Origin of the sequence: Paracoccus albus, assembly GCF_027913035.1 — a bacterium.
GTDB classification, from domain to species: Bacteria; Pseudomonadota; Alphaproteobacteria; order Rhodobacterales; family Rhodobacteraceae; genus Paracoccus; species Paracoccus albus.
Window position 1 is genome coordinate 483347 of record NZ_CP115775.1, and the last position, 22670, is coordinate 506016.

At 60.6% G+C, this 22670-nt stretch carries 25 protein-coding genes; 11 read left to right on the top strand and 14 right to left on the bottom strand.

Annotation, left to right across the window (positions count from 1 at the left end):
- Positions 1-94 precede the first annotated feature (94 nt).
- On the bottom strand, positions 95-1363 hold the full coding sequence (locus tag PAF20_RS02420) for a lytic murein transglycosylase (protein ID WP_271072165.1): 1269 nt from the start codon (positions 1361-1363) through the stop codon (positions 95-97).
- A gap of 117 nt (positions 1364-1480) precedes the next feature.
- Entirely contained in the window at positions 1481-1816 is a 336-nt protein-coding gene (locus PAF20_RS02425) for a DUF8846 family protein (protein ID WP_271072166.1), read from the bottom strand.
- 40 nt (positions 1817-1856) lie between these two features.
- Here PAF20_RS02425 and PAF20_RS02430 point away from each other — a divergent pair, with 40 nt between their 5' ends.
- The gene (locus PAF20_RS02430) at positions 1857-2324 is read left to right on the top strand and encodes a YbaK/EbsC family protein (RefSeq protein ID WP_271072167.1); all 468 of its coding nucleotides are present in this window, start codon (positions 1857-1859) and stop codon (positions 2322-2324) included.
- Entirely contained in the window at positions 2324-3037 is a 714-nt protein-coding gene (gene recO / locus PAF20_RS02435) for a DNA repair protein RecO (RefSeq protein ID WP_271072168.1), read from the top strand. The genes PAF20_RS02430 and recO overlap by 1 nt, the downstream gene beginning before the upstream one ends.
- A 28-nt stretch (positions 3038-3065) precedes the next feature.
- Here recO and PAF20_RS02440 read toward each other — a convergent pair whose 3' ends face one another.
- Both PAF20_RS02440 and rpsU read right to left on the bottom strand, forming a co-directional pair.
- The gene (locus PAF20_RS02440; RefSeq protein ID WP_271072169.1) at positions 3066-3482 is read right to left on the bottom strand and encodes an META domain-containing protein; all 417 of its coding nucleotides are present in this window, start codon (positions 3480-3482) and stop codon (positions 3066-3068) included.
- Between the two features lie 147 nt (positions 3483-3629).
- Positions 3630-3836 (bottom strand): 30S ribosomal protein S21, encoded by a 207-nt coding sequence (rpsU, locus tag PAF20_RS02445; RefSeq protein ID WP_147098363.1) that lies wholly within the window; start codon positions 3834-3836, stop codon positions 3630-3632.
- 96 nt (positions 3837-3932) lie between these two features.
- Between rpsU and PAF20_RS02450 the strand changes: the two genes are divergently transcribed.
- Both PAF20_RS02450 and PAF20_RS02455 read left to right on the top strand, forming a co-directional pair.
- The gene (locus PAF20_RS02450; protein ID WP_271072170.1) at positions 3933-4577 is read left to right on the top strand and encodes a COQ9 family protein; all 645 of its coding nucleotides are present in this window, start codon (positions 3933-3935) and stop codon (positions 4575-4577) included.
- Positions 4574-5566 (top strand): NAD(P)H-quinone oxidoreductase, encoded by a 993-nt coding sequence (locus tag PAF20_RS02455; RefSeq protein ID WP_271072171.1) that lies wholly within the window; start codon positions 4574-4576, stop codon positions 5564-5566. Before PAF20_RS02450 ends, PAF20_RS02455 begins: the two co-directional genes overlap by 4 nt.
- A 12-nt stretch (positions 5567-5578) precedes the next feature.
- Here PAF20_RS02455 and PAF20_RS02460 read toward each other — a convergent pair whose 3' ends face one another.
- A complete protein-coding gene (locus tag PAF20_RS02460; RefSeq protein WP_271072172.1) occupies positions 5579-6217 on the bottom strand; it encodes a ribonuclease T2 family protein in 639 nt (212 codons plus the stop codon).
- A 193-nt stretch (positions 6218-6410) separates the two neighbouring features.
- On the opposite strand from PAF20_RS02460, the gene PAF20_RS02465 reads away from it, so the two are divergent.
- On the top strand, positions 6411-7154 hold the full coding sequence (locus PAF20_RS02465) for a DUF1013 domain-containing protein (protein WP_271072173.1): 744 nt from the start codon (positions 6411-6413) through the stop codon (positions 7152-7154).
- 139 nt (positions 7155-7293) lie between these two features.
- On the opposite strand, the gene PAF20_RS02470 is transcribed toward PAF20_RS02465, so the two are convergent.
- The 3 genes from PAF20_RS02470 to PAF20_RS02480 form a co-directional block, all read right to left on the bottom strand.
- Entirely contained in the window at positions 7294-7533 is a 240-nt protein-coding gene (locus PAF20_RS02470) for a hypothetical protein (RefSeq protein WP_271072174.1), read from the bottom strand.
- Complete coding sequence (locus PAF20_RS02475) at positions 7485-8531, bottom strand: SH3 domain-containing protein (RefSeq protein ID WP_271072175.1); 1047 nt, start codon at positions 8529-8531, stop codon at positions 7485-7487. The genes PAF20_RS02470 and PAF20_RS02475 overlap by 49 nt, the downstream gene beginning before the upstream one ends.
- A gap of 133 nt (positions 8532-8664) precedes the next feature.
- Positions 8665-10137, bottom strand: a complete 1473-nt coding sequence (locus PAF20_RS02480) for an NAD-dependent succinate-semialdehyde dehydrogenase (protein ID WP_271072176.1) — start codon at positions 10135-10137, stop codon at positions 8665-8667.
- A gap of 223 nt (positions 10138-10360) precedes the next feature.
- On the opposite strand from PAF20_RS02480, the gene PAF20_RS02485 reads away from it, so the two are divergent.
- Positions 10361-10795, top strand: coding sequence for a hypothetical protein (locus tag PAF20_RS02485; protein ID WP_271072177.1), 435 nt, complete (start codon positions 10361-10363; stop codon positions 10793-10795).
- Positions 10796-10921: 126 nt separating this feature from the next.
- Positions 10922-11590 (top strand): DUF1236 domain-containing protein, encoded by a 669-nt coding sequence (locus PAF20_RS02490; protein ID WP_271072178.1) that lies wholly within the window; start codon positions 10922-10924, stop codon positions 11588-11590.
- A 49-nt stretch (positions 11591-11639) separates the two neighbouring features.
- On the opposite strand, the gene PAF20_RS02495 is transcribed toward PAF20_RS02490, so the two are convergent.
- From PAF20_RS02495 to PAF20_RS02510, 4 genes are all read right to left on the bottom strand, one after another.
- Complete coding sequence (locus PAF20_RS02495; protein ID WP_271072179.1) at positions 11640-12623, bottom strand: P1 family peptidase; 984 nt, start codon at positions 12621-12623, stop codon at positions 11640-11642.
- A gap of 169 nt (positions 12624-12792) precedes the next feature.
- On the bottom strand, positions 12793-14319 hold the full coding sequence (locus PAF20_RS02500; protein ID WP_271072180.1) for a tripartite tricarboxylate transporter permease: 1527 nt from the start codon (positions 14317-14319) through the stop codon (positions 12793-12795).
- Between the two features lie 3 nt (positions 14320-14322).
- Complete coding sequence (locus PAF20_RS02505) at positions 14323-14766, bottom strand: tripartite tricarboxylate transporter TctB family protein (protein ID WP_271072181.1); 444 nt, start codon at positions 14764-14766, stop codon at positions 14323-14325.
- Entirely contained in the window at positions 14763-15722 is a 960-nt protein-coding gene (locus PAF20_RS02510) for a Bug family tripartite tricarboxylate transporter substrate binding protein (RefSeq protein ID WP_271072182.1), read from the bottom strand. Before PAF20_RS02510 ends, PAF20_RS02505 begins: the two co-directional genes overlap by 4 nt.
- Before the next feature lie 102 nt (positions 15723-15824).
- Here PAF20_RS02510 and PAF20_RS02515 point away from each other — a divergent pair, with 102 nt between their 5' ends.
- From PAF20_RS02515 to PAF20_RS02530, 4 genes are all read left to right on the top strand, one after another.
- The gene (locus PAF20_RS02515) at positions 15825-16490 is read left to right on the top strand and encodes a response regulator (RefSeq protein ID WP_271072183.1); all 666 of its coding nucleotides are present in this window, start codon (positions 15825-15827) and stop codon (positions 16488-16490) included.
- Entirely contained in the window at positions 16487-17884 is a 1398-nt protein-coding gene (locus tag PAF20_RS02520; RefSeq protein WP_271072184.1) for a sensor histidine kinase, read from the top strand. Before PAF20_RS02515 ends, PAF20_RS02520 begins: the two co-directional genes overlap by 4 nt.
- The gene (locus PAF20_RS02525; RefSeq protein ID WP_271072185.1) at positions 17848-18873 is read left to right on the top strand and encodes an ABC transporter substrate-binding protein; all 1026 of its coding nucleotides are present in this window, start codon (positions 17848-17850) and stop codon (positions 18871-18873) included. The genes PAF20_RS02520 and PAF20_RS02525 overlap by 37 nt, the downstream gene beginning before the upstream one ends.
- A 127-nt stretch (positions 18874-19000) precedes the next feature.
- Entirely contained in the window at positions 19001-20407 is a 1407-nt protein-coding gene (locus PAF20_RS02530) for a hypothetical protein (protein ID WP_271072186.1), read from the top strand.
- Positions 20408-20425: 18 nt separating this feature from the next.
- Here the strand turns inward: PAF20_RS02530 and PAF20_RS02535 are convergent, their stop codons facing one another.
- Together PAF20_RS02535 and hutU are read right to left on the bottom strand one after the other, a co-directional pair.
- Positions 20426-20968 carry a HutD/Ves family protein gene (locus tag PAF20_RS02535; RefSeq protein ID WP_271072187.1) on the bottom strand — a complete coding sequence of 181 codons (543 nt, stop codon included), beginning with the start codon at positions 20966-20968 and terminating at the stop codon, positions 20426-20428.
- The gene (hutU, locus tag PAF20_RS02540) at positions 20965-22662 is read right to left on the bottom strand and encodes a urocanate hydratase (RefSeq protein ID WP_271072188.1); all 1698 of its coding nucleotides are present in this window, start codon (positions 22660-22662) and stop codon (positions 20965-20967) included. The genes PAF20_RS02535 and hutU overlap by 4 nt, the downstream gene beginning before the upstream one ends.
- Positions 22663-22670 lie beyond the last annotated feature (8 nt).

Here is a 22670-nt window from a genome sequence, read left to right on the forward strand (position 1 = left end):
AAAAGCGGCGCTGACCATTTGCCGCGCCGCTTTCTTTGGTGGTCAAATACCTCGGGGGTCCGGGGGCAGAGCCCCCGGTCCTGTCCCTTCAGGTTCAGGTTGCCGAACGCAGTTGTTGCAGAAGCGTGGTGTTGGCGTAACCGTCCTGCTCCACCCCGATCCGGCGTTGGAAGGCCTTGATCCCGGCAATGGTGTTTTCGCCAATCGCGCCGTCCGGCTCACCCACATTATATCCCAGACGGTTCAGCAACCGCTGCACTTCTTCTTTCTGGTTATGCGTAAGCGATCCCGCCTCACGCGGGAAACTGCCGACAATCCCCGGCCCGCCGCTGATGCGGTTGGCCAGCATCGCCACGCCCAGCGAATAATTGTCCGATGCGTTATAGGCACGCAGCGCCATGAAGTTCCGGGTAACAAGGAAGGCCGGACCAGAGCGGCCTGCCGGTGCAATGATTCCACCCGATGGCAGCGATTGACCGCTGACCGAATGTACGCCCTGTGCCGCCCATGCGCTGCCGGATTTGGTGTTGCTGCGGCCGGTCTGGCTATAGTTGAAGCCCTGCGGCAGCCGCACCTCGACAACCGCCGGAAGCCCCGTCACCCAGCCGGAGCGGCGCAGATATGCAGCCGTCGACGCCAGCGAATCCGTCGGATCGTCCGACCAGATATCGCGGCGACCGTCGCCGTTGAAATCGACGGCATATTCCAGATACGACGTTGGCATGAACTGCGTGTGCCCCATCGCACCGGCCCAGCTACCCAGCATACCCGAGGGGTTCACGTCGCCCGCCTGAATGATCTTGAGCGCGGCGATAAGCTGTCGCGAGAACATTTCGCCCCGGCGGCCGTCATAGGCAAGTGTCGCGAGCGACGGAATGATCTGCATCCGCCCGCGATTGCCGCCAAAGTTGGATTCCATCCCCCAGATGGCCATCACGATATTGCGATCGACGCCGTAACGGCTTTCGATCTGACCAAGCGTGCCGGAATAGGTCCGCGCCAGCCCGCGACCTTTGGTGGTGCGGCTGTCGGATGCCGCGCTGTCCAGATATTCCCATACCGGGCGATTGAACTCTGCCTGACGGCGGTCCAGCCGTATGACTTCGGGATTATAGCGGGCAATGCGCATCGCATTGTCATAGACGGTTGCGCTGACGCCGGCGGACAGTGCACGTGACCGGAACCCTGCGATCCAGCGTTGCAGCCCCGCTTCAGAGGCGGGAGAGGCCGATGGGATCGGATCGGGCGATACCGATGAACCCGAGGATACGGTTGCGACCGATCCGCCGCCGGTCACTCCACAGGCCGAAAGGATGGCCAATGTCGCTGCGGTGATCGTCATTCTGGTGAATTTGCTGCTCATTCTATCCCTGCTCGTTGGTGATTGAGGTGATTTCTTTGCAACGACGATAGCCTAGTGTCCGGGTAAGGAAAACCGGACGGATCGGGTCAAAAAGCTTCGGCGGAAAATCGCGCATGACTAGTGCAACGTCTCCTCGTCGCCCGTATCGCCGAAAAGAGGTTCCATCTGGGCGATAATGACGGCGTTCTCGTCCAGGGCGCGTTGCATCAATGCGCGCTCCTGCTCGTCGATTTCATGGCCTTCGGCCTCGCGTTCGGCCAATGTGCCATATCCGGTGACATCGAGAGGCGACATTTCGGCCTGTTTCAGGATTGCCACCGTTTCACGCACGGCCTCTGCTTCGTCCTTGCCGGAGGCATAGCAGACCAGACCTGCTCCGGTTGCGCCCTTTGGCAACCCATCTCCTTTGGACCTGCCGACCTGAACCAGCAATGTATAGACTTGTTGCGCCATCGCGCCCCTCTTACTTTTCGCTGATGAAAGGGAGTGCGCGATGAGCAAGAGTTTGGCAAGGGTAGAGGCAGCGCTGAAAGATGCGGGCCTGAACACCGAGATTCGAGAGATGGATGACACGCGCACCGCCGCCGACGCCGCGGCGGCTGTCGGTTGCGAAATTGATCAGATCGCCAAATCCATCATCTTCAAGGGTGAGGAGGATGGTCATGCCGTGCTTTTTCTGACGGCAGGTGGCAATCGGGTCGATCCGGCGAAGGCCGAGCAGGCGGCAGGCCAGCCGCTTGGCAAGGCGGACGCCGCGCTGATCCGGTTGGAAACCGGCTTTGCGATTGGCGGTGTGGCGCCGGTCGGACATCTTCGCGACATTGCGGCGTTCATCGACCCGCGTCTGCTTGAGTTTGACGTGGTCTGGGCGGCGGCAGGAACGCCGCGCCATGTATTTGCGATTATCCCCGACGATCTGGTCCGTCTCAGCGGCGCGACGAGCGCGGATTTTACAAGCTGATGGAGTGGCGCGGCGAAGGCACAGTCATCGGGCGTTTCCCGCATGGAGAGAATGCGGTCATCCTTGATGTGCTCAGCCGCGAAGCAGGGCGCGTGGTTGGCCTCGTGCCGGGCGGGGCGGGGAGGTCGAAGTCGGCTTTGCTTCAGTTGGGCGCCAGGCTGTCGGTCCAGTGGCGGGCAAGGCTGGAGGATCAGCTGGGCACATTTACGGTGGAACCGGTCCGTGCGCGACCGGGCTTGCTGGGCGATGCGCTTGCATTGGACGGGGTGAACGCGACCGCCTCCCTGCTCCGGTTTGCGCTGCCAGAGCGTGATCCCCATCTCCGTCTTGCCGATACGTCCGAGGCGCTGTGGGACGCGATGGACGAAGGACTGGACTGGGCGGCTGACTATGTGCGTTGGGAAATGCTGCTGCTGGACGAGATGGGCTTTGGGCTTGACCTGACACGTTGCGCGATCAGCGGGGCCAAGGGTCCGCTATGCTATGTCAGTCCATCCTCTGGCCGGGCGGTCACCGCCGAGGCAGCGGGCGAATATGCGCCGCGCCTGTTGCGTTTGCCTGCGATGCTGGGCGGTCCACCCAGCAATGATGACCTGCAGCATGCGCTGCAACTGACCGGGCACTTCCTGCACAAATGGCTGGCGGCGGGCCATGTCGCCAAAGCGCTTCCCCCTGCGCGTGACCGGCTGGTGTCAAGGCTGAACAGGCGCTGAGGCGCCGCGCTGAACCCAAGGCGGACGCTCAGAACACCTCATCACCACGAGCCTCACGCCGCTCAAACACCATCATCAATCCTGGCCCGTTGAGAACAAGCTGACCATGATCGCGCCGCACAGAGATCGCCTGGCGTAACATGTTCAGGTATTCTGCCTCTGCCTGCATCCGCGCAGCGTCAGCGCAGGCCATAGACGTCGAGGACAGATCAAGGGCACCAAAAGCAGGTGCCGTGCCTTCCCTGCGGCCCGAATAGGCGTTGCACGGTCCCACACCTGTCAGCCGGTCATCATCAAGGCGCAGTGATACGTCCTGCACCCAAGGCAGTCCGTTTACCTCGGTCAGGATCCAGTCGATTCCGTCGATGCGCTCATCCTCGGGCAGGGCGGGGGCAGTACATCCGGCAAGAAGCGCAAAGGCGACGAATCGGAGGATCTGGGTCATGGCGTCTCCTAGCGGCAGAAATTCAAGCGATGCGGTTCAACTCTTATCCCGGCCATTCTTTCCGAAAAGCCGAGCGCATTACAGAAAAGAAAACCCCCGCGGGCAAATGCCAACGGGGGTCTTTGAACCTTATTCGGTTCGCTCGTCTTACAGAGCGCCTTCGCGCTGTGCCTTTTTACGGGCCAGCTTGCGGGCGCGGCGCACGGCCTCGGCCTTTTCACGGGCCTTCTTGACGGACGGCTTCTCGAAATGTTGCTTCAGCTTCATTTCACGGAACACGCCCTCGCGCTGAAGTTTTTTCTTCAGTGCGCGCATCGCCTGTTCGACGTTATTGTCGCGAACGTTCACCTGCATGTGGTTGTCACCACCTTCCTAGGTTAAAGTTGATCGAAATTGCAGGAAGCAGCCATATAGGCTGCATTTGTGCATTTGTCCAGCCCGGAGGGGAATATGACCGACACGCGCGACAGACTGGCTACGGCCGCCATCCAGCATGTGCCATTCGAGGGTATGAACGAAAAGGCGCTGCGGGCGGGCGCCCGTGACATCGGCCTGTCCGGGGATGTCGCCATCGCCTTTTTTCCCGGCGGCGGCGCCGATCTGGCGGCATGGATACACCGGCGCGACGATCGGCGGCTGGCTGAATGGATGGCCGAAATGCCCGGCGGCAAGATCCGCGACCGAATTGCCGACGCGATCTGGCAGCGTCTTGAGTTCGCCGATGCCGAACTCGTCAGGGCCGCGTCCGCGACGATGGCACTGCCGCAGAACCAACCGCTCGGGGCGCGTCTGATCTGGGAAACCGCTGACACGATCTGGAATGGCCTGAGCGATAGCTCGCGCGACGTGAACTGGTATTCGAAGCGTATGACGCTTGGCGCTGTCTATGCGGCCACCGTGCTGTATTGGCTGGGCGATCCGTCCGAGGATCATCGCGATACCCGCGCATTTATCGACCGCCGTATCGACGGTGTCATGCGGTTCGAAAAAATGAAAGCCTCTGCAAGAAAGGTGCCTGGTGTCAGTGTGCTGACAGATCTCGCAACCGGCTGGATCCGTGCGCCCAAGTCAACGACCCAGGAGGGCGAGGTATGACGGTTCCCGATTCGATGCGCGCGGTCGAGATCTCGGAATCCGGCGCTCCAGAGGTGCTTGTCGAAACGAAAAGGCCGGTGCCGATGCCGGGACACGACCAGATCGTGATCCGGCTTGCATATGCCGGGGTGAACCGGCCCGATGTGGCGCAGCGACAGGGGACATATGCACCGCCACCAGGCGCATCCGATCTTCCCGGTCTGGAGGGCGCGGGAACGGTTGTGGCCCTCGGCAGCGGCGTCAGCGAATGGAACATCGGCGACAAGGTTTGCGCCCTGCTGCCCGGTGGCGGATATGCCGAATATGTGGCCTGCAACGCACGCCATGCGCTGCCGATCCCCGAAGGGATGACGATGCGAGAGGCCGCGGCCCTGCCCGAGACCGCCTATACCGTGTGGTCGAACGTCATCATGCGCGGCGGATTACAGGCCGGCGAGCGTTTTCTGGTTCATGGAGGGTCATCGGGTATCGGTACGATGGCCATCCAATTGGCGCGCTCTATCGGCGCAAGGGTCTGGGCCACGGCTGGCTCTGACGAAAAATGTCGTGCGATCTCTGCCCTCGGGGCTATAGCGATAAACTATACGACCGAGGATTTCGTGAAGGTGTTGCAAGAAGCGGGTGGTGCCGATCTGATTCTGGATATGGTTGGCGGCGACTACATCGCGAAGAACCTGAAATCGCTGGATATGGATGGCAGGCTTGTGCAGATTGCCTTTCTGCAGGGCCCGAAGGCAGAGATCAACTTTGCCCATGTCATGACGCGCAGGCTGACCATTACCGGCTCAACCCTGCGACCGCAATCGGATGGTGCAAAGGCGGCGATTGCCGCGCAATTGCACGAAAAATTGTGGCCCATCATCGCCGCTGGCAAGGTCCGTATTCTGATCGACAGTGAGTACCCGCTGGCCAGTGCGGCAGAGGCGCATCGGCGCATGGAAAGCAGTGCACATATCGGAAAGATCGTGCTGAAGGTAGCAAACGACTGAGCGCCCGGCTGCTTAGCGCACCCTCTCCATGATCACGGCATCGCGGTCACAATCGCGGCGTATATCGGGTGCGCAATCACGGGGCTCAAGGTCTTTGGTCAGGCAGATGCGGACCTCTTGCAGGTCCTCGCCACGGCAGGTGACGGTGATGCCGTCGGCGCTCATGCCGGGGTTGTATTCGATAAACGCATCCTCGATCAGCTTCGGCGGGATCGAAATATCCTTGTCCAGGTCGACGAAATAGTCGGGCAGGGTGACAACGTCCCAAGCGTCCCGGGTCGCGTCATAGTAGCCCGCTGCCGACAGGCCTGTGCAGCGTCCGTGCTTTTGCCATTGATACCATGCCAGCCCGCCGGAGCCCATGATATCGGACATCGCTTCACTTTCACGCCGGGACGGATCGCGTTCGGCGGTTCGGCAGTTCGATGGCCAGCCCTGTTCATATTGCGGCCACAGGCCATGAAGGTTGAAATCAACCTTCTGGCCTGCGTCGCATTGGGTCGTGCCGCGCTTGTCGCCAGCGGATGCGCACCAGTTGGGGGACCAACTCAGCGCCAGAACGTAATAGTCGAAATCACCCGCGCGGTGGTTCTGGGCGGCAGCTGGCAGACCGATACTGCTCGTGATGATGGCGGCGATAAGATGACGCATGATGCCCCTCTGTCGGCTTTGTTGTCCTTTCATAGGGGATTGCGCCCGCCCGCGCATCCCGCGAAGTCACGATTTGGCCTTCCCCTTTGCCGCATTCGGGCCTATATAGGCTGCGAATTTTCCCGAAAACGTGGATGGCTTCGCCAAAACGCCGTTTTCCCGGCCGGGAAAGATATGCCCAAGGAGAAGTCCGATGAACAAACCGCTTATGGCCAAAGCCACCGCCGTCTGGCTGATCGACAACACAACGTTGAGCTTCAAGCAGATCGCCGATTTCGTTGGGATGCATGAACTGGAAATTCAGGGCATTGCCGATGGCGACGTGGCGACTGGTGTCAAAGGCTTCGATCCCATCGCCTCGCATCAGCTTGACCATTCCGAGATTGAGAAGGGTCAGAAAGACCCTGCATACAAGCTGAAGCTGAAGCATAACCCGGCTGCCGAGGGTGAAGAAAAGCGGCGTGGTCCGCGCTACACACCGCTGTCCAAGCGTCAGGACCGTCCGGCGGCCATTCTTTGGCTGGTGAAGTTCCACCCTGAACTGGCGGACTCGCAGATCGCAAAGCTGGTGGGCACGACCAAGCCGACCATTCAGGCGATCCGCGAGCGGACGCATTGGAATATCCAGAACATTCAGCCCATCGACCCGGTGGCTCTTGGCCTCGCCAAGCAGTCCGAACTGGATACCGCCGTGCAGAAGGCTGCGAAGAAGAGCGCGGCCGAAGGCGGTGTGATGTCCGATGATGAGCGTCGCAAGCTCGTGTCGACCGAGACGTCGCTTTCCATGACCGAAGAGCCGCGCTTGCCGACGGCGATTGCCGGTTTGGAAAATTTCAGCCTGTCGCGCGATGATGAGGAAGAAAAGCCAGAGCAGGATCTGGATGCTGACAGCTTCTTCAACCTGCCGGAATCCGACGAGAATGACGACGACAACTGATTCTTCGGAATTGGAAAGCGCGGGCAGCCTGATCGGGCCGCCCGCGCTTTTTTATTGGAACGATGTGTCGGCGTTTTTTCGCCTCAAAGAATGGTCAGGCGACGGGCTTGTGGCGATATCGCCAGACTTTCAGCACCGATCAGCCGCCGTTGATAACGGCGTCCGGCACCTCGTAGCGCTCATTCCCGATCTCGATGACGGTCAAATCGCCGCGACGTTCAGTCGTCTGATTTGCGACCGGGACAGGTGCGCCGTTCTGGAACCGGATCTCGCGCGAACCGCCGTCGGGCCAGTTCACGCGCAGGGCAGCAGCGCCATGCCCGTTGCGCGTTACGCTGAAGGCGCAGTCTCGGGTCGGCATCCCAAGGAAGTCGAACAAGGCAGCGAACCACTGGCCGCGTTATCGGCAGCAGGCGCGACGGAATTGCTTTGCGCAGGCTTGGGTGCCGGCTTTGGCGATGTCGCTGATGGCTCGGCCGGCCGGGCTGTTCCGCCAAGCGGAATTTTTGTCGGTGGTGCGACGGGCGGTCGGGTTGCAACGACAGCAGGCCGGTCAGCGGGGGCTGTTGTTCCCTGAGGTGCAGCAGGCGCCGCGGCCGGCGGTTGGGACGGGGGCGTAATATCCGATGGTGGTTGAATCGCGTTGTCTCGCGGTGCGGCATTGGCTGACGGCGCTGCGGCTGGCGCCTCTGCGCTATCGGCAGGTTCCGTTGTCTGTGTGAGAAAGTCGCTCGCCGCCCAACCGCTCAGCGCATCACCGCTCGTCGTCTCGACCCGGCACCAGTTCCGGTCATCAACCGTTTCGCAGCCCAGATTGCGCAGGGTCGCGTCATTCGCAACAGTTCCCGCAATCGCCGAACCGGTCGATGCTTCGGAACGGATGTTCAGCCTGCCGGTAATTCCTGTCACTTTCCAATAATCAGGCTCGGCATTCAGAGAGTTGGCCACGTCATTGCTCTGCGGTGTGCGCCCGGCAACGTCGATGGTCAAAGAAAAACGGGCGGCTTCATTCTCGCGTCCCGCGCTTGGCATCAAATAGGTGCGGATCAGGTAAGTGCCGCTTTCCGGCAGGGTCAGATCCGCCGACAGGCCAGAAGTGCTGCCGATATAAATTGCCTGAGATTCGCCCGGCACATCACCCGGCGCGTAGATGTTGAAGTAGGCCGACGGGTTGTCGGTGTTCATGCGGACGGTCATCCGCTGACCTGCCTCTGCCACAAGGGTGAAATCTGCGGTGTCTCTGCCAACGACCTGACCGCTGACTGCCGTTCCGGTGGCGCCGACGGCGAAAATGACCGGTTGCGTCGTGCTTTCGGCTGCGACCGGCAGCGCCAGGCAGGCCGCAAGCGCTGCGCTGCAGAGGATTCTTCCAAACATAACATGCCTCATTCTTCGTTATTCTGCCCAACCGCTTCGCAGGCGGTTTTATTTGTGATTAGCGCAAAAGCGGCCGAATGCCTCTCTGCAAACGGCCGGATTCGCGATTTCGTGTTCGTGCGTGAGCAGTCCGTCAGATAGACAGGCAGATATATTTCAGCTCCAGAAAGTCGTCGATCCCGTGGCGGCTTCCTTCGCGTCCAAGACCGGATTGCTTGACCCCGCCAAAGGGTGCCACCTCGGTCGAGATGATGCCGGTGTTCACGCCGACGATCCCGTATTCCAGCCCTTCCTGAACGCGGGTGATCCGACCGATGTCACGCGCGTAGAAATAGCTGGCCAGGCCGAAGATCGTGTTGTTGGCTTTTTCGATCGCCTCTTCCTCTGTCTTGAATCGGAACAAGGGGGCGAGGGGGCCGAATGTTTCCTCTGTCGCCACTTTCATGTCGTCCGTCACGCCTGTCACGACGGTCGGTTCGAAGAACAGACCGCCTTTTCTCTTGCCGCCGGTTGCGACCTTGCCGCCACCGTCAAGAACATCCTTGATGTGATCCTCGACCTTTTCCACCGCGTCCTCATTGATAAGCGGCCCGGTTGTCACGCCATCTTCCAAGCCGTCGCCAACGCGCAGTTTTTCGACGGCAGCGGCCAGTTTGTCGGCAAAGGCGTCATAGACCCCGTCCTGAACGTAGATGCGGTTGGCACATACGCATGTCTGGCCGTTGTTGCGGAATTTCGATGCCATGGCCCCTTCGACCGCAGCATCAAGATCCGCGTCGTCAAACACGATGAAGGGCGCGTTGCCCCCCAGTTCCATGCTGCATTTCAGAACCTGATCGGCAGCCTGCCGCAAAAGGATGCGGCCCACCTCGGTCGAGCCGGTGAAGGTCAGCTTGCGAACATTGGGGTTTTCGCAGAATTCCTTGCCGATCTCGGAAGAGCGCGAGGAGGGAACGACATTGAATATACCCTTCGGCAGACCGGCCCTTTCGCCCAGCACGGCCAGAGCAATTGCCGAAAGCGGTGTTTCCGCCGCGGGGCGCGCGACAAAGCCGCAACCGGCGGCCAGTGCCGGCGCGCATTTGCGGGTGATCATCGCATTCGGGAAGTTCCAGGGCGTGATGGATGCGGCGACGCCAATCGGCTGGCGGATCACGGTCAGGCGCTTGTCAGGCATGTGGCCAGGGATGGTTTCACCGTAGATCCGCTTTGCTTCTTCGCCGAACCATTCGATGAAGCTGGCACCATAGGCGATCTCGCCTTTTGCCTCGGCCAGCGGTTTGCCCATTTCGGCGGTCAGTATACGGCCCAGATCGTCCTGATTTTCCATCATCAGATCGAACCACTTGCGCATGATCTGTGCGCGTTCTTTGGCGGTACGCGCGGCCCAGTCTTTCATCGCTTTTGCTGCGGCTTCTATGGCGCGCGCGGCATCATTGCGTGTCAGGTCGGCTACTTCGGCAATCACGTCTCCGCGGGCTGGGTTTGTGACGGCAAAAGTCGAACCATCTTCTGCATCCACCCACGCGCCATCTACATAGCCACGGGTCTCCAGAAGCGAGGGGTCCTTCAATAGCATCTTAAGGTCTGTGGGGTGCTGGTTCATCTCTCTCTCCTCGGATTGTGTTGTTATTACGCTGGCGCTTTTGGGCTGCAATGACAAGTGAAAGCCCTGTGCCAAAATATAGGCATGATGTGATGCAACCTATCGCTGCCCAGCGGCGTTGGAGGGCAACGTCAAAATGTTCCCTCTTGACGTTATCTCTCAGGGGCGGCGCGTTCATGCGTGTCGCCCCTCCCCCTTTCCGGGCCAGAAAGTGGGTTGACGGATGCACACGATTATCATTCAGAACGACTATGCCGTTGCTTCGGCTCGACTATGGGCATTGGTCACAGAGGTCAGCCGGTTTCAGCAAGCGATGCGGGGTGTTGTCGCCTTTGAAGCTTTACCCGGCGAACGGATTGAACGCGGGCAGCGCTTCCTGTCGCGCCGATCAACGCTCGGTCTGCGGCTGGTCTACGATGTCGAGGTGCTTGCATGTGATCACGAGCGTTTGATCCTGCGCGAAACTCATGGGCGTTCGGGTAAGCAAATCTTCAAGCACACCCTCGCGGTGACCCCGGCGGCTGACGGCAGCCGTCTGACCGACAAGATCGAGGTTGAGGCAGGCCCGCTCAGTCTGATTTCAGCCTATCTCGCCCGACGTCACTTTGAGGCCCAGCACCGGGCCAGGCTGCGCACTCTGGGCTCGGAAGGCTTCTAGGGCCCACATCGTCTTGATGGCTTAACCTTTGTTGCAGCAAGAATATGTGATGCAACGGTGAGCCGGATGACGTTCTTTCTTCCGCAATCGGGCCAGTGCTGCCCGTACAAGGAAAAGGAGACTGCTATGCGTAATCTACTTGGAATGACTGCCGTCGCGTCTATGGCTCTGGCTGGTTCGGCTTTCGCCCAGACGATGGCCACAGCCGGTACTGATCTGAACATGCGCGCGGGCCCCGGTGTCCAGCACGAGGTCACTGGCGTGATCGCCGGTGGTGATGAAGTGACGGTCAATGGCTGTATTGAATCGGCAAACTGGTGCGAAGTCGTTTACAATGATATGACCGGCTGGGCATATGGAGACTATATCGCGGCCAAGGTTGGTGAAGAATTCCTGCCGATCTATCCCAACCGCGAAGAAGTCAATGTAACGGTGATTGAAGCGCCCGAGATTGACGAGGCCGAGCAGGGCCAGAACGCCGCAGTCGGTGGCGCAACGGGTGCCGCTATGGGTGCGCTGATCGCAGGGCCGCTGGGTGCCATCGTCGGTGCCACAGCCGGTACGGCCGCCGGCGCCACAGCGACAGAGCCGACGCAGGAGGTCACAACCTATATCGAGGCGAACCCGCAAGAGCCGGTGATCCTTGATGGAGAGGTCGTGGTCGGCGCGGGCGTCCCGGAAGAGGTGACGCTGTATGAGGTGCCGGATGCGCCTGAATACCGCTATGTCACGATCAACGGGCAGCAGGTTCTGGTGAACCCCGAGAACCGCCAGATCATCTATATCTACCGCTGATCCGGTTTGAAGTCAGCATTGGGGCGGGGCACATTGTGTCCCGCCTTTGCTATAGTTGCGACCAGCAAGGCTGAAGATCGCCGGCCTTCGGGGTTGCTGCGTGAACCCCCCGCGCGATGGCCCGTGCAAGCGTCGATGCGGCTGCGTGGCCCAGTTGAAATGGTGTGACGACGGGGTCAGGCAGATCCTTTGCCCCGGTCGAGACTGCAAAAACCAGATCGCCATCGAATGGGGTGTGGCTTGGCACCAGAGCGCGGGCCATCCCGTCATGCGCGGCCGTTGCCATGCGCTGAAGCGCCGGTTTGCTCAGCTTTGCGTCGGTGGCGACGATCGCAATGGTGGTCGCTTCGCCCAGTTGCTTCTCAGGCAGGAATTCCGCGCCCGGATCCGCCTGTTGTGAAATGCCCAGCCCCCCGAACTCATCGCCCAATTCCCAAGGTGCGGCCCAGAACTGTCGCCTGCCGGGTGCAACGGCAGAGCCAAGGGCATTGACCACCACCAACGCGCCGACCGTGATGCCACAGTCCAGCACGGCGGAGGCGGATCCCAAACCGCCCTTGAGTTGCCGCGTCATCGCGCCGGTTCCGGCACCGTTCGTGCCGATGGCGAAATCAAGCGCGGCATTGCTCAGTGCCGCGCGTCCAAGGTTGGAATATGGGTTTTCAGTCCATTGCTTATCGCCACCATTCGTCAGGTCGAACACGATCGCACCCGGCACAATGGGCACCCTTACTGTTCCGACCTCGAACCCACGGCCCTGGGCGCGCAACCCGTCCATCACGCCATCACCCGCTGCAAGACCGAAGGCAGAGCCGCCTGACAGGAAGATCGCGTCGACCTCTTGCACCAGTTTGTCGGGCGCCAGCAGGTCGGTGTCGCGCGTGCCCGGCGCACCGCCCATCACATGAACGGCGGCGGCAAAAGGTGCATCGCCGCATAGAACGGTCGTCCCGGAACGCAGATGGTCGTCACTGGCATTGCCGACCTGCAGCCCGGTGACGTCGGTGATCAGGTTTCGCTTTCCACGCTGCATCCTCGGCCTCCGATGCTGTTTTCTGCGGTCAATGTGACGGCGTTTTTAAGGCGGGGCAAGTCGAGCAAGGCAGGCTCGATGTATCGGAGGGTGTGGATGGTAAGGTATGCGAAAACGAAGAAGGGGCAGGGCCCACGGCCCCGCCCCCTTCAGTTGATTTGCCTAGATATCAGTCCCCGACCATGGTCGGATCGCTCTCTGGCATGGGCGGCTTCTTCAGCAACCGGCGCAGGAAGATGGGCGCGATGAAGCCCAGAATCGCTGCGATCCACAGGCCGATGGCGATGGGGGTGCTGAACAGATAGGTCCAGTCGCCATTGGACAGCACCATCGCCCGGCGCAGGTTGTCCTCCATCGCATTGCCCAGAAGAATGCCCAGGATGACAGGCACGGTCGGTATGTCCAGCTTGCGCATGACATACCCAAGCACACCGAAGCCAACCATCATCAGCATGTCGAAGCTGGACCCGGTCAGTGAGTAGATGCCGACGAAGGCGATCATGGTCACGCCCGGCAGCAGGACCCATGCTGGCACCGACAGGATATGCACGAACACCTTGACCATCGGCACGTTCATCAGAAGCAGAACGATATTCGCGATCAGCAGAGAGGCGATCAGCGACCAGATAACCTCTGGCCGTTCGGTGAACAGCAGCGGTCCGGGCGTGATATTCAGCGTCAGAAGAAGCGCCAGCAGAACAGCCGTGGTGCCCGATCCAGGCACACCAAGCGTCAGCATCGGAACCAGGGCACCGCCAGCGGCAGAGTTGTTGCCAGCTTCTGGTGCTGCCACGCCTTTTGGGTTGCCCTTGCCGAAGGTGTCCTTGTCGCGAGCGATCGACTTCTCGGACATATAGGCAAGGAACGATCCCAGCGAGGCGCCCGCACCCGGCAGAACGCCCGCGATGAAGCCGATGCCGGTTCCGCGCAGCATGGCACCTGATGTGCGCTTCAGCATCTTCCAAGGCACAAGAATCTTGCCCAGCTTCACGCCGATGGCACTGTCCTTGCCGTGGGTTTCGATGAAGAAGAAAATCTCTGCCACGGCGAAAAGGCCAACGATGGCGACAAGGAAGTCTATGCCATCCTGCAGGTGCAGGTCACCGAAGGTGAAACGCGGCATACCCGTTGTCTTGTCCAGCCCGACCATTGCAAGCGCCAGACCGATGGACGCGGACAAAGCAGCTTTCGCCTGATTGTTCGAACCCATTCCGCCAAGCGTGCAGAATGCGAGCATATAAAGCGCGAAATACTCTGCCGGGCCGAATTTATAGGCCACACCGGCAAGGTAGGGGGCGAAGATCATCAGGCCGATGGTGGCAAGGAACGCTCCGACAAAGGATGCCACCCCTGACACGACAAGCGCCTCTCCGGCCATGCCTTGTCGCGCCATCGGATAGCCGTCCAGCGTGGTCATCATCGCAGGCTCGTCACCCGGGATGTTCAGCAGGATCGAACTGATCCGCCCGCCATACATCGCACCGTAATAGACCGACGTCAGCAGGACGAGCGCCGATATCGCATCCAGACCCATCGAGAACGAGATCGGGATCAGCAGGGCCACGCCGTTGGACGGGCCAAGCCCCGGCAATGCGCCGATGATCGTGCCGACAAAGGCGCCTATGATCGCCAGCAGCAGGGTGAACGGTGTCAGGGCAAGGCCAAAGCCCATCGCAAGGTTTGATAGCGTTTCCATGTTCTACATCCCCCATCCGACGGGAAGCCCGCGCAGGCTAAGTCCAAGCACCAGGCGGAACATGACCCAAAGGCCGATCCCAAGACCGACACCCGTAATGGCCGCACGCAGCGGTTTGCCACCGATCTGCCAGCTGAGAATCCCCGATGCGATTGCCGTCGGAATGATGAATCCAAGAGGCGAAATCGCGTAGGCATAGGCGATCAGCACAACAAGCGCGATTCCAAGCTGCGCCAGCATCGGACCTGTCGGCCATTCCGCCTCTGGGTCGGGGCGCAGGATCATGACCAGCGAGCTGACAATCATCACCGTCGCGATCATATAAGGGAACAGGCGCGGGCCGACAGGGTCAGACATGAAGCTGGTCTGAATGCCAAACGCGCTGAGGATATACCCCAACGCGATGACAATCATGACCGCTCCGAAGATACGGTCGCCGCGTATCATTGCAGCAACCCGATTTCTTTGGCGATTTCCTGAATTTCGGCGACGTTCTCGGCGACGAAGGCTTCGAAGTCAGCGCCATAGACATTGTACGGCGCAAGGCCGTTTTCGACCATGGTCTGCTGCCACTGCTCGCTTTCGCCGACCTGTTTCAGCCAGTCGACCCACTTGTCGTAGTCCTCATCGCTGATGCCTTTGGGAACGTAGATTCCGCGCCAGTTCATTGCGGTGATGTCGACGCCCTGTTCCTTGGCGGTTGGCACGTCCTCGAAACCTTCGATCCGTTCATCCGACAGCACAGCAAGCGCGCGGACGTCACCGGATTTGATAAAGCCGGTGATTTCGGACAAATCGCCTGTCATCGCCTGCGCAAAGCCGCCGACTGTTTGGGTAATGGCATCGGCACCGCCGTCGAGCCCGATATACTTGACAGCGCGGGCATCACCGAAGCCTGCCTTGTCCAGCATCATCAGCACCTTGAGATGGTCAAAACCACCCACCGCAGAGCCACCAGCAAAAGCAACCGCGTTCGGATCTGCCTTCACCGCGTCGATCAGGTCGGTCAGACTCTGATATTCGCTGTCCTTGCCGACAACGATAACGCCCGGATCACCGCCGATAGCGCCGACCCAGCGAACCTGATCTGCTGTAGCACCCGCAAAAGCGTTCTCTGCCAGGCGGGTTGTCGTTGCGGAACTTGCAGCGACAAAGACGGTGGGGTCTTCGTTGCGATCAGCGACAACCTGCGCGAAGGCAACGCCGCCCCCTGCGCCGGTGACGTTGGTGACCTGCACCATATTGGGCACCAGGCCGAGATCGGTCATGATTCTGCCGATCTGGCGGCAGGTGAAGTCCCAGCCACCGCCGGGATTGGCCGGCGCGATGCATTCTTCGGCCATTGCCGGTGCCGCCGTACCCATGATCAGCGCAGCAACTGCTGCACGAGTCCAGTTTTTCATCTTGTCCTCCCATTGAATGCGCAGTGTGCGCGGACTTGCGACGATTAAAATTTGATGAAAAACTGACACCAACCTGTCACGGAATGACAAAAAGTTGAGCAGATGAGATTCCTGCTGGTTGAAGATAGCGACGAATTGGCCAAAGCAGTCGCGATGCGGCTGGCCCTTGACGGGCACGGGGTGGACCGGGCCGCGACATTGTCGGAAGCAGCGGAATTTCTGGAAAGCGCGCCATACGACCTGATATTGCTGGACATTTCCTTGCCAGACGGCGATGGCCGCGATTTTCTGGCGCGAGAGCGGATGGCGCGGCGAGATACGCCTGTGATCATGATGACAGCCAGTGCTTCGGTCAGCGACCGGATCAGCACGCTTGACCGGGGGGCCGATGATTATATCACCAAGCCTTTCGACTTTGCCGAATTGCAGGCCCGTTGCCGCGCCGTTCTGCGCCGTCATGCCGGTGCCGCCGACAGCCGCCGGCACTTTGCCGGATTCACCTTCGACGCGCTTGCCGCGACGCTGACGGTTGGCGATGAGGTCAGGGAATTGCGCGCCCGCGAACTCCGCCTGCTGGAAATCCTTTTATCGCGTCCCGGTCAGACCTATTCAAAGCCACATCTGATCGACAGACTGTTCTCTTTCGACGAGGAAGTCAGCGACAATGCCATCGAAGTCTATATCGGCAGGCTGCGCCGCAAGCTGGAAGGATCCGGCGCGCGGCTGGAGACCCTGCGCGGCGTCGGCTATCGCCTGATTCCGGAATGAGGACGCCGATTGCCGCAAATCCGGCCGGCTTCTCGCTTCGGCGCAGGCTTGTCTGGCAGTTCGTCGCGCTGTCGGTCGTGCTGGTCATCGTGCTGTTCTTCGCGGTGCGGCTTGTGGCGGAACGTGCGTCCCGCGCCAGTCAGGATGCGGTTCTGGGGGCAGCGGTGATTTCGGTCAGCGACGGCATCCGTCCTGTCGAGGATGGTCTGGAATTCGATTTGCCCTATGCCGCGTTTTCCATGCTGGGCGCGATGGGGAATGAGCGTATCTTTTACAGCCTCAGTCTGGGGCGACGGCTGGTTTCCGGTTATGAGGACCTTCCACCGCCGCCAGAGCAGCCGACGGATTTGTCCCCCATCTTCTACAATGGCGAATACAATGACAGCGCCCTGCGTCTGGCGGCGGTGACGCGGCGGGTGCTGCTGGACGATGCCATGCAAGAGGTGACGGTCGTTCTGGGCCAGACCCGCAACGGTCAGGCTGCTATCGCGCGTGAAACCGCCCGCAGCGCTGCGTGGGTCGGCTTTGGGTTCCTGTTGCTGGTGGTGCCGATGGCGTTGCTTGCCGCGCGTGCCGTGATCGGGCCGGTCGATCTGCTGACAGGTGCTGTCACGCGACGTGGGCCACAGGACCTCAGACCGGTGCGCCATCCCGCGCCGAGGGAGCTGTTGCCGTTGGTTGGTGCGCTGAACGGTTTCATCGCGCGGCTTCGCGCGACGTTGCAGCTGACGGAAACCTTCATTTTCGAAGCTGCCCATCGCATCCGCACACCCTTGTCACTGGTCAAGGTTGAGGCCGAAATCGCCCTCTCTGAAACCAGTGAGGATGAGACGCGGGCACGCCTGCGGCGGATGTTGCGTGCGATCAGCGAAAGCAGCCGCTCTGCCAGCCAGATTCTGGACCACGCGACGGTGCTGTACCGCAGCGAACAGTTCGAACCGGCGCCGGTCGATCTGGCCGCGCTTGCCTCGACGGTGCTGCGCTCTGTCGAGCCTTTGGCCGAAATGCGAGAGGTGGAAATCGTGCCACAGGGTCTGAGCGCACCATGTGTGGTGCCGGGCGATAGCCGGATGCTGGAGGTCGCATTGCGCAATATACTGGATAATGCGCTGAAATATTCCCATGATGAGGGGCGGATTCAGGTTCACCTGCGGCAGGTCGACGGACAGGCTAAATTGACGGTCATGGATGAGGGCAGGGGCCTTGTTCAGGATGACAAGCACCTTCTTGGACGCTTTCAGCGCGGCAGCAATGTCGCCGATGTTGTAGGATCGGGTTTGGGCCTGACCATCGTGGAAGAGGCAGCACTTGCTCATGGCGGTCGCTTCACCCTGACACCCGGAGAGGAGAAAGGCACATGCGCGACCTTGTCCTTGCCATTGGCCTCTTCCTAGGTCTGGCATCGCCCGCCCCGGCGTTCGAGATAGAAGAGGAGCGGATATTCGGTAATCCGGAAGGTGCCGAGATTTCCGTTATCTCGACCACTGACCTGCCCGCAATCGAGGCCGTGCTGGACGCATTCGTTGCCGCCAACCCCGACACCCGGATCAGCTATGTTCAGGCCTCAAGCGTCGAGGTGTTTCGCGCCGTGCGTGATGAACGTGCCGCTTTTGATCTGGTCATGTCCTCTGCGATGGATCTTCAGATGAAGCTGGCAAATGATGGGTTCGCGGCCTCCGTTTCGCCCGATCTGCATGATCTGCCTGACTGGGCCCGCTGGCGAGATCAGCTTTTTGGCGTGGCGCTTGAGCCCGTACTGGCCCTTGCATCGCGAAGTGGTCTGGGCGATTTGGCGCCCCCTCGTACCCGCAGGGATCTGATCGCGATGCTGCGAGAGAACCCTGACAGGTTCGAAGGTCGCGTCGCCACCTATGACCCGCAAACCTCCGGCGTTGGTTATTTCCTGATTTCTCAGGACAGCGGCCAGTCAGAAGGCTTCTGGCGCTTGGCAGAGGTGATGGGCCGATTGAATGCGCGGCTCTATTGCTGCTCTGGTCAGATGATCGACGACCTTCGCGCGGGCCGCATCACAATCGCATATAACGTCGTTGCCAGCTATGCCGCGCGCTATGCCCCTGACGATCCGGACCTGATCCGGCTGGTCCTTGAAGATTATACCTTCGCCATACTTCGATCAGCGCTTGTGCCGGTCAATGCGCCCGACCCCGCGCGCGCGACGGAGCTTCTGTCATTCCTGCTAAGCCCGGACGCGCAGGAAATCATCGCGGCGAATGCCGGTGTGGCGCTGATACCGGGTACGGGGGCGGCGCCATCGGTTCATTTGCGGCCGGTCAGGCTTGACGCGGGGCTTCTGGTGTATGGCGATCAGTTGCGGCGGGCCGGCTTGCTGGCGGAGTGGAATGCAGCCATGGTCCAGCCATAACGCATTCGGGACTGGCATGAATGTCACGCAGGCGAGCGCCAATGTAGCATCCGATTGACGCCGCCTGCCTTATCGCGAAGAAAAGGCTGCATCCGCTGTGCGGATTTAACCCATTCGGGACGTTCACATGACATCAGGCGCAAAGACGGCAGAACTTATCGGCCTTCCGCTTCTGGGCGTCATTTTCGCAATGTCCGTGCTGGAATATGGCGGCGCGGTGCTATTCGCGTGGATCGCAGGAGTGCTGTCCATCCTCGCCATCGCTATGAGTGCGTCGCGCCTGAAGCCGACACATTACATTTTCATCGCGATCGGGGTCCTGCTGACATTGCTTGCGGCCGCAACCCGCGAAGGTTGGTCCAGCGGCGTTGGCCGTGCTGTACTCAGCGGCAGTCTTGTGGTGGGTGTTTTTACTGCGCTCAGTACATTGCGCAGTGCTGCGGCGGGGTCTCGGGACATCATCGAATGCGGGCGCTTTCTGGCCCGGCAGCCGCCGGGGCTGCGATATCTGGCGCTGACTGTCGGCGGGCACCTGTTCGGGTTGATCCTGCTATACGGATCAATCGCCCTGTTGGGCTCACTGGCGACCGAAAGCACGGCGAAGGAACCCGATCCCGAGATCCGCTATCACCGGACACGCCGTATGCTTGTCGCGATACAGCGCGGGTTCATCTCTACCCTGACCTGGTCGCCGATGGCCTTTGCAATGGTCATCAGCGTGGCGCTTGTTCCCGGCGCAAGCTGGAACAGGGCGGTCCTCCCCTGTCTGGTCAGCGCGGCGCTGCTGCTGTTTGGCGGCTGGGCACTGGACACGATCTTCAAGCCGAAGCTGTCGCATCCGCCGCCGCCGCGTGCGGTAGAAACCGGAAGCTGGTGGCGCAATCTTCGCCCCCTTCTTTTGCTGTTGACCGCCGTTGTCGGTGGTACGGCCCTGCTGCATTTCACCACCGGGGTAGAGGTGATCGGCGCGGTCATGTCTCTTATCCCAGTTGTCGCGCTGATCTGGGTCTGGTTGCAGGCTGTGGGGCAAGGGCTGTCTGCTCGTGACTATGTCGGGACGCGGGTCAAGCAGTATCTGTTTGTCGAGGCGCCGGCTTATCGCGGCGAGATTGCCTTGCTGTTCATGGCAGCCTTTATTGGTAGTCTGGGATCATTCCTGTTGGTGCCGCTGGTCCGGTCATGGGGTGTTGATCTGTCGGTCGTTCCTGCATTGGGCATCCTGATCCCGCTGATCTGGATTATCGTTCTGGCGGGCCAGATCGGCATGAATCCGATCCTCGCTGTGTCGTTGATCATTCCTTTGTTGCCGACGCCCGAGGCGATGGGGGTCTCGCCAAGCGTTGTCGTGGCAGCGATTACAGCGGGATGGGCGCTGAGCGGCGCGACCTCACCCTTTACGGCATCGGTGCTGCTGCTTGGCTCTCTGGGGCAGGTGTCTGCACGCCGCGCCGGGCTTGTCTGGAACGGACCTTATGTGGTGGTCATCGGTTTGGCGCTGTCGATTTGGGTGGCAATCCTCAGCTTTATTCTGTGATGACTGGCCGGTGATGTCTCAGCCCTGAATGCGGATGAAAATCGCATCAGCGATGTCGTCCGGCAGTGCCTTCGCGCCTGTCAATCTGGCCAGATCATGCGCGCACAGGCCGATTTGCGGCAGATCACGGGTCGCGAAGATAAAGTCGAGATCGGTTGGACGCCTATTGCTGTTTTCGAGGCTTCCACGACGAACCACACAGCGAAACGGCGCGCGAACCATGACATTCAGATTCATGACCGGCGGGCCGATCAACGTGCAGTGACAGCCATCATCGCCGCTGAACCGAAATGGCGCAGAGGACGCATCGAGCCTGACCGACCCGCCTGCTGCATCAAGCACCAGACTTCCACCGCAGACCACCGTCAGACACCGATCGACGCCGGGCAGCGCCGAAAACGGCCCCGAGCGGTCGACCCGCGCCGTGCTGATCCGCCAATCGAAATCGTCGAAACCAGCACCAGGCGGATGGCAGACGACCTCTGCCGTCTTTCCACCGCCGTTCTTCCATGCCGTGAAGCGCCTGTCTGCCGCCCGGTACACCTTTGTCAGTCCGGTCAACTTCCCAATATCCGGGGAAGCCGCAACCCATTCTGACGGGCGCAGTCGATGGCCTCCTGATAGCCGGCATCAGCGTGGCGCCAGACGCCAGATGCCGGGTCATTCCACAAAACCCGTTCCAGCCGTTTTGCGGCCTCCGGCGTTCCATCGGCGCAGATCACCACACCGGCATGTTGCGAAAAGCCCATGCCGACGCCGCCGCCGTGATGCAGGCTGACCCATGTCGCGCCGGATGCGGTATTCACAAGAGCGTTCAGCAACGGCCAGTCGGATACCGCGTCAGAGCCATCCTTCATCGCCTCTGTCTCGCGATTTGGCGAGGCGACCGAACCCGAATCCAGGTGGTCCCGACCGATCACCACCGGCGCCTTCAACTCGCCCGAGGCGACCATTTCGTTGAACTTCAACCCGGCACGATGGCGGTCACCCAGCCCGATCCAGCAGATCCGCGCAGGCAGACCCTGAAAGGCGATCCGTTCCCGCGCCATGTCCAGCCAGCGGTGAAGATGTTCGTTTTCCGGGAACAGCTCTTTCATCGCCTGATCGGTTTTATAGATATCCTCCGGGTCGCCGGACAGCGCCGCCCAACGGAACGGGCCGATGCCCTTGCAGAACAGCGGGCGGATATATGCGGGAACAAAGCCGGGAAAGGCAAAGGCGTTCTCCAGCCCTTCTTCCTTGGCGACCTGCCGGATATTGTTGCCGTAATCCAGCGTCGGCACACCCGCGTTCCAGAAGCCGACCATTGCCGCGACGTGTTCCTTCATCGCGGCGCGTGCTGCGGCCTCCACTTCTTTCGGGGCGGTTTCCTGCTTGGCACGCCATTCCGCCACGGACCAGCCCTTGGGCAGATAGCCATGTACCGGATCATGGGCCGATGTCTGGTCGGTCACAATATCAGGGCGGCCGTTCGGCATCGGCTCACCCGCTTTCATCCGGCGCAGGATTTCGGGAAAGACCTCGGCAGCGTTTCCGATCAGGGCAACGGACTTTGCCTCTCCGTCCTTTGTCCAGCGGTCAATCAGGGCAAGCGCATCATCAAGGTTGTGCACCTTTTCATCACAATAACGGGTGCGAATACGGAAATCCGCGCGGGTTTCATCGCACTCTACGGCCAGACAGCAGGCCCCCGCCATCACTGCGGCTAGGGGCTGTGCACCGCCCATGCCGCCAAGTCCTGCAGTCAGAATCCATTTACCCGTCAGGTCGCCGTCATAGTGCTGCCGCCCAGCTTCGGCAAAGGTTTCATAGGTACCCTGAACGATCCCCTGCGTGCCGATATAGATCCAAGAGCCTGCCGTCATCTGGCCGTACATCATCAGGCCTTTGCGGTCCAATTCGCTGAAGTGATCCCAATTGGCCCAATGCGGAACAAGGTTGGAATTGGCGATCAGCACGCGCGGCGCGTCGGTATGGGTGCGGATGATGGCGATTGGCTTGCCGGACTGCACGATCAGGGTTTCATCGGCCTCCAGCTCCTTGAGCCCGTCAACGATGGCGTCGAAATCGTCCCATGTCCGCGCTGCCCGACCAATACCGCCATAGACGACCAGCTCATGCGGGTTCTCGGCAACGTCTGGGTGCAGGTTGTTCATCATCATCCGCAGCGGAGCCTCTGTCTGCCAGCTTTTGGCATTCAGCGTTGTGCCGGTCGGTGGGTAGATGTCGCGGGTGTTGTGACGCGGATCGGTCATGTGAACTC

Bases quoted from the DNA above. Each gene is read 5' to 3' on its own strand.
- PAF20_RS02420 (WP_271072165.1), bottom strand. From the start codon at position 1,363: ATGAGCAGCAAATTCACCAGAATGACGATCACCGCAGCGACATTGGCC.
- PAF20_RS02425 (WP_271072166.1), bottom strand. From the start codon at position 1,816: ATGGCGCAACAAGTCTATACATTGCTGGTTCAGGTCGGCAGGTCCAAA.
- PAF20_RS02430 (WP_271072167.1), top strand. From the start codon at position 1,857: ATGAGCAAGAGTTTGGCAAGGGTAGAGGCAGCGCTGAAAGATGCGGGC.
- recO (WP_271072168.1), top strand. From the start codon at position 2,324: ATGGAGTGGCGCGGCGAAGGCACAGTCATCGGGCGTTTCCCGCATGGA.
- PAF20_RS02440 (WP_271072169.1), bottom strand. From the start codon at position 3,482: ATGACCCAGATCCTCCGATTCGTCGCCTTTGCGCTTCTTGCCGGATGT.
- rpsU (WP_147098363.1), bottom strand. From the start codon at position 3,836: ATGCAGGTGAACGTTCGCGACAATAACGTCGAACAGGCGATGCGCGCA.
- PAF20_RS02450 (WP_271072170.1), top strand. From the start codon at position 3,933: ATGACCGACACGCGCGACAGACTGGCTACGGCCGCCATCCAGCATGTG.
- PAF20_RS02455 (WP_271072171.1), top strand. From the start codon at position 4,574: ATGACGGTTCCCGATTCGATGCGCGCGGTCGAGATCTCGGAATCCGGC.
- PAF20_RS02460 (WP_271072172.1), bottom strand. From the start codon at position 6,217: ATGCGTCATCTTATCGCCGCCATCATCACGAGCAGTATCGGTCTGCCA.
- PAF20_RS02465 (WP_271072173.1), top strand. From the start codon at position 6,411: ATGAACAAACCGCTTATGGCCAAAGCCACCGCCGTCTGGCTGATCGAC.
- PAF20_RS02475 (WP_271072175.1), bottom strand. From the start codon at position 8,531: ATGTTTGGAAGAATCCTCTGCAGCGCAGCGCTTGCGGCCTGCCTGGCG.
- PAF20_RS02480 (WP_271072176.1), bottom strand. From the start codon at position 10,137: ATGAACCAGCACCCCACAGACCTTAAGATGCTATTGAAGGACCCCTCG.
- PAF20_RS02485 (WP_271072177.1), top strand. From the start codon at position 10,361: ATGCACACGATTATCATTCAGAACGACTATGCCGTTGCTTCGGCTCGA.
- PAF20_RS02490 (WP_271072178.1), top strand. From the start codon at position 10,922: ATGCGTAATCTACTTGGAATGACTGCCGTCGCGTCTATGGCTCTGGCT.
- PAF20_RS02495 (WP_271072179.1), bottom strand. From the start codon at position 12,623: ATGCAGCGTGGAAAGCGAAACCTGATCACCGACGTCACCGGGCTGCAG.
- PAF20_RS02500 (WP_271072180.1), bottom strand. From the start codon at position 14,319: ATGGAAACGCTATCAAACCTTGCGATGGGCTTTGGCCTTGCCCTGACA.
- PAF20_RS02505 (WP_271072181.1), bottom strand. From the start codon at position 14,766: ATGATACGCGGCGACCGTATCTTCGGAGCGGTCATGATTGTCATCGCG.
- PAF20_RS02510 (WP_271072182.1), bottom strand. From the start codon at position 15,722: ATGAAAAACTGGACTCGTGCAGCAGTTGCTGCGCTGATCATGGGTACG.
- PAF20_RS02515 (WP_271072183.1), top strand. From the start codon at position 15,825: ATGAGATTCCTGCTGGTTGAAGATAGCGACGAATTGGCCAAAGCAGTC.
- PAF20_RS02520 (WP_271072184.1), top strand. From the start codon at position 16,487: ATGAGGACGCCGATTGCCGCAAATCCGGCCGGCTTCTCGCTTCGGCGC.
- PAF20_RS02525 (WP_271072185.1), top strand. From the start codon at position 17,848: ATGCGCGACCTTGTCCTTGCCATTGGCCTCTTCCTAGGTCTGGCATCG.
- PAF20_RS02530 (WP_271072186.1), top strand. From the start codon at position 19,001: ATGACATCAGGCGCAAAGACGGCAGAACTTATCGGCCTTCCGCTTCTG.
- hutU (WP_271072188.1), bottom strand. From the start codon at position 22,662: ATGACCGATCCGCGTCACAACACCCGCGACATCTACCCACCGACCGGC.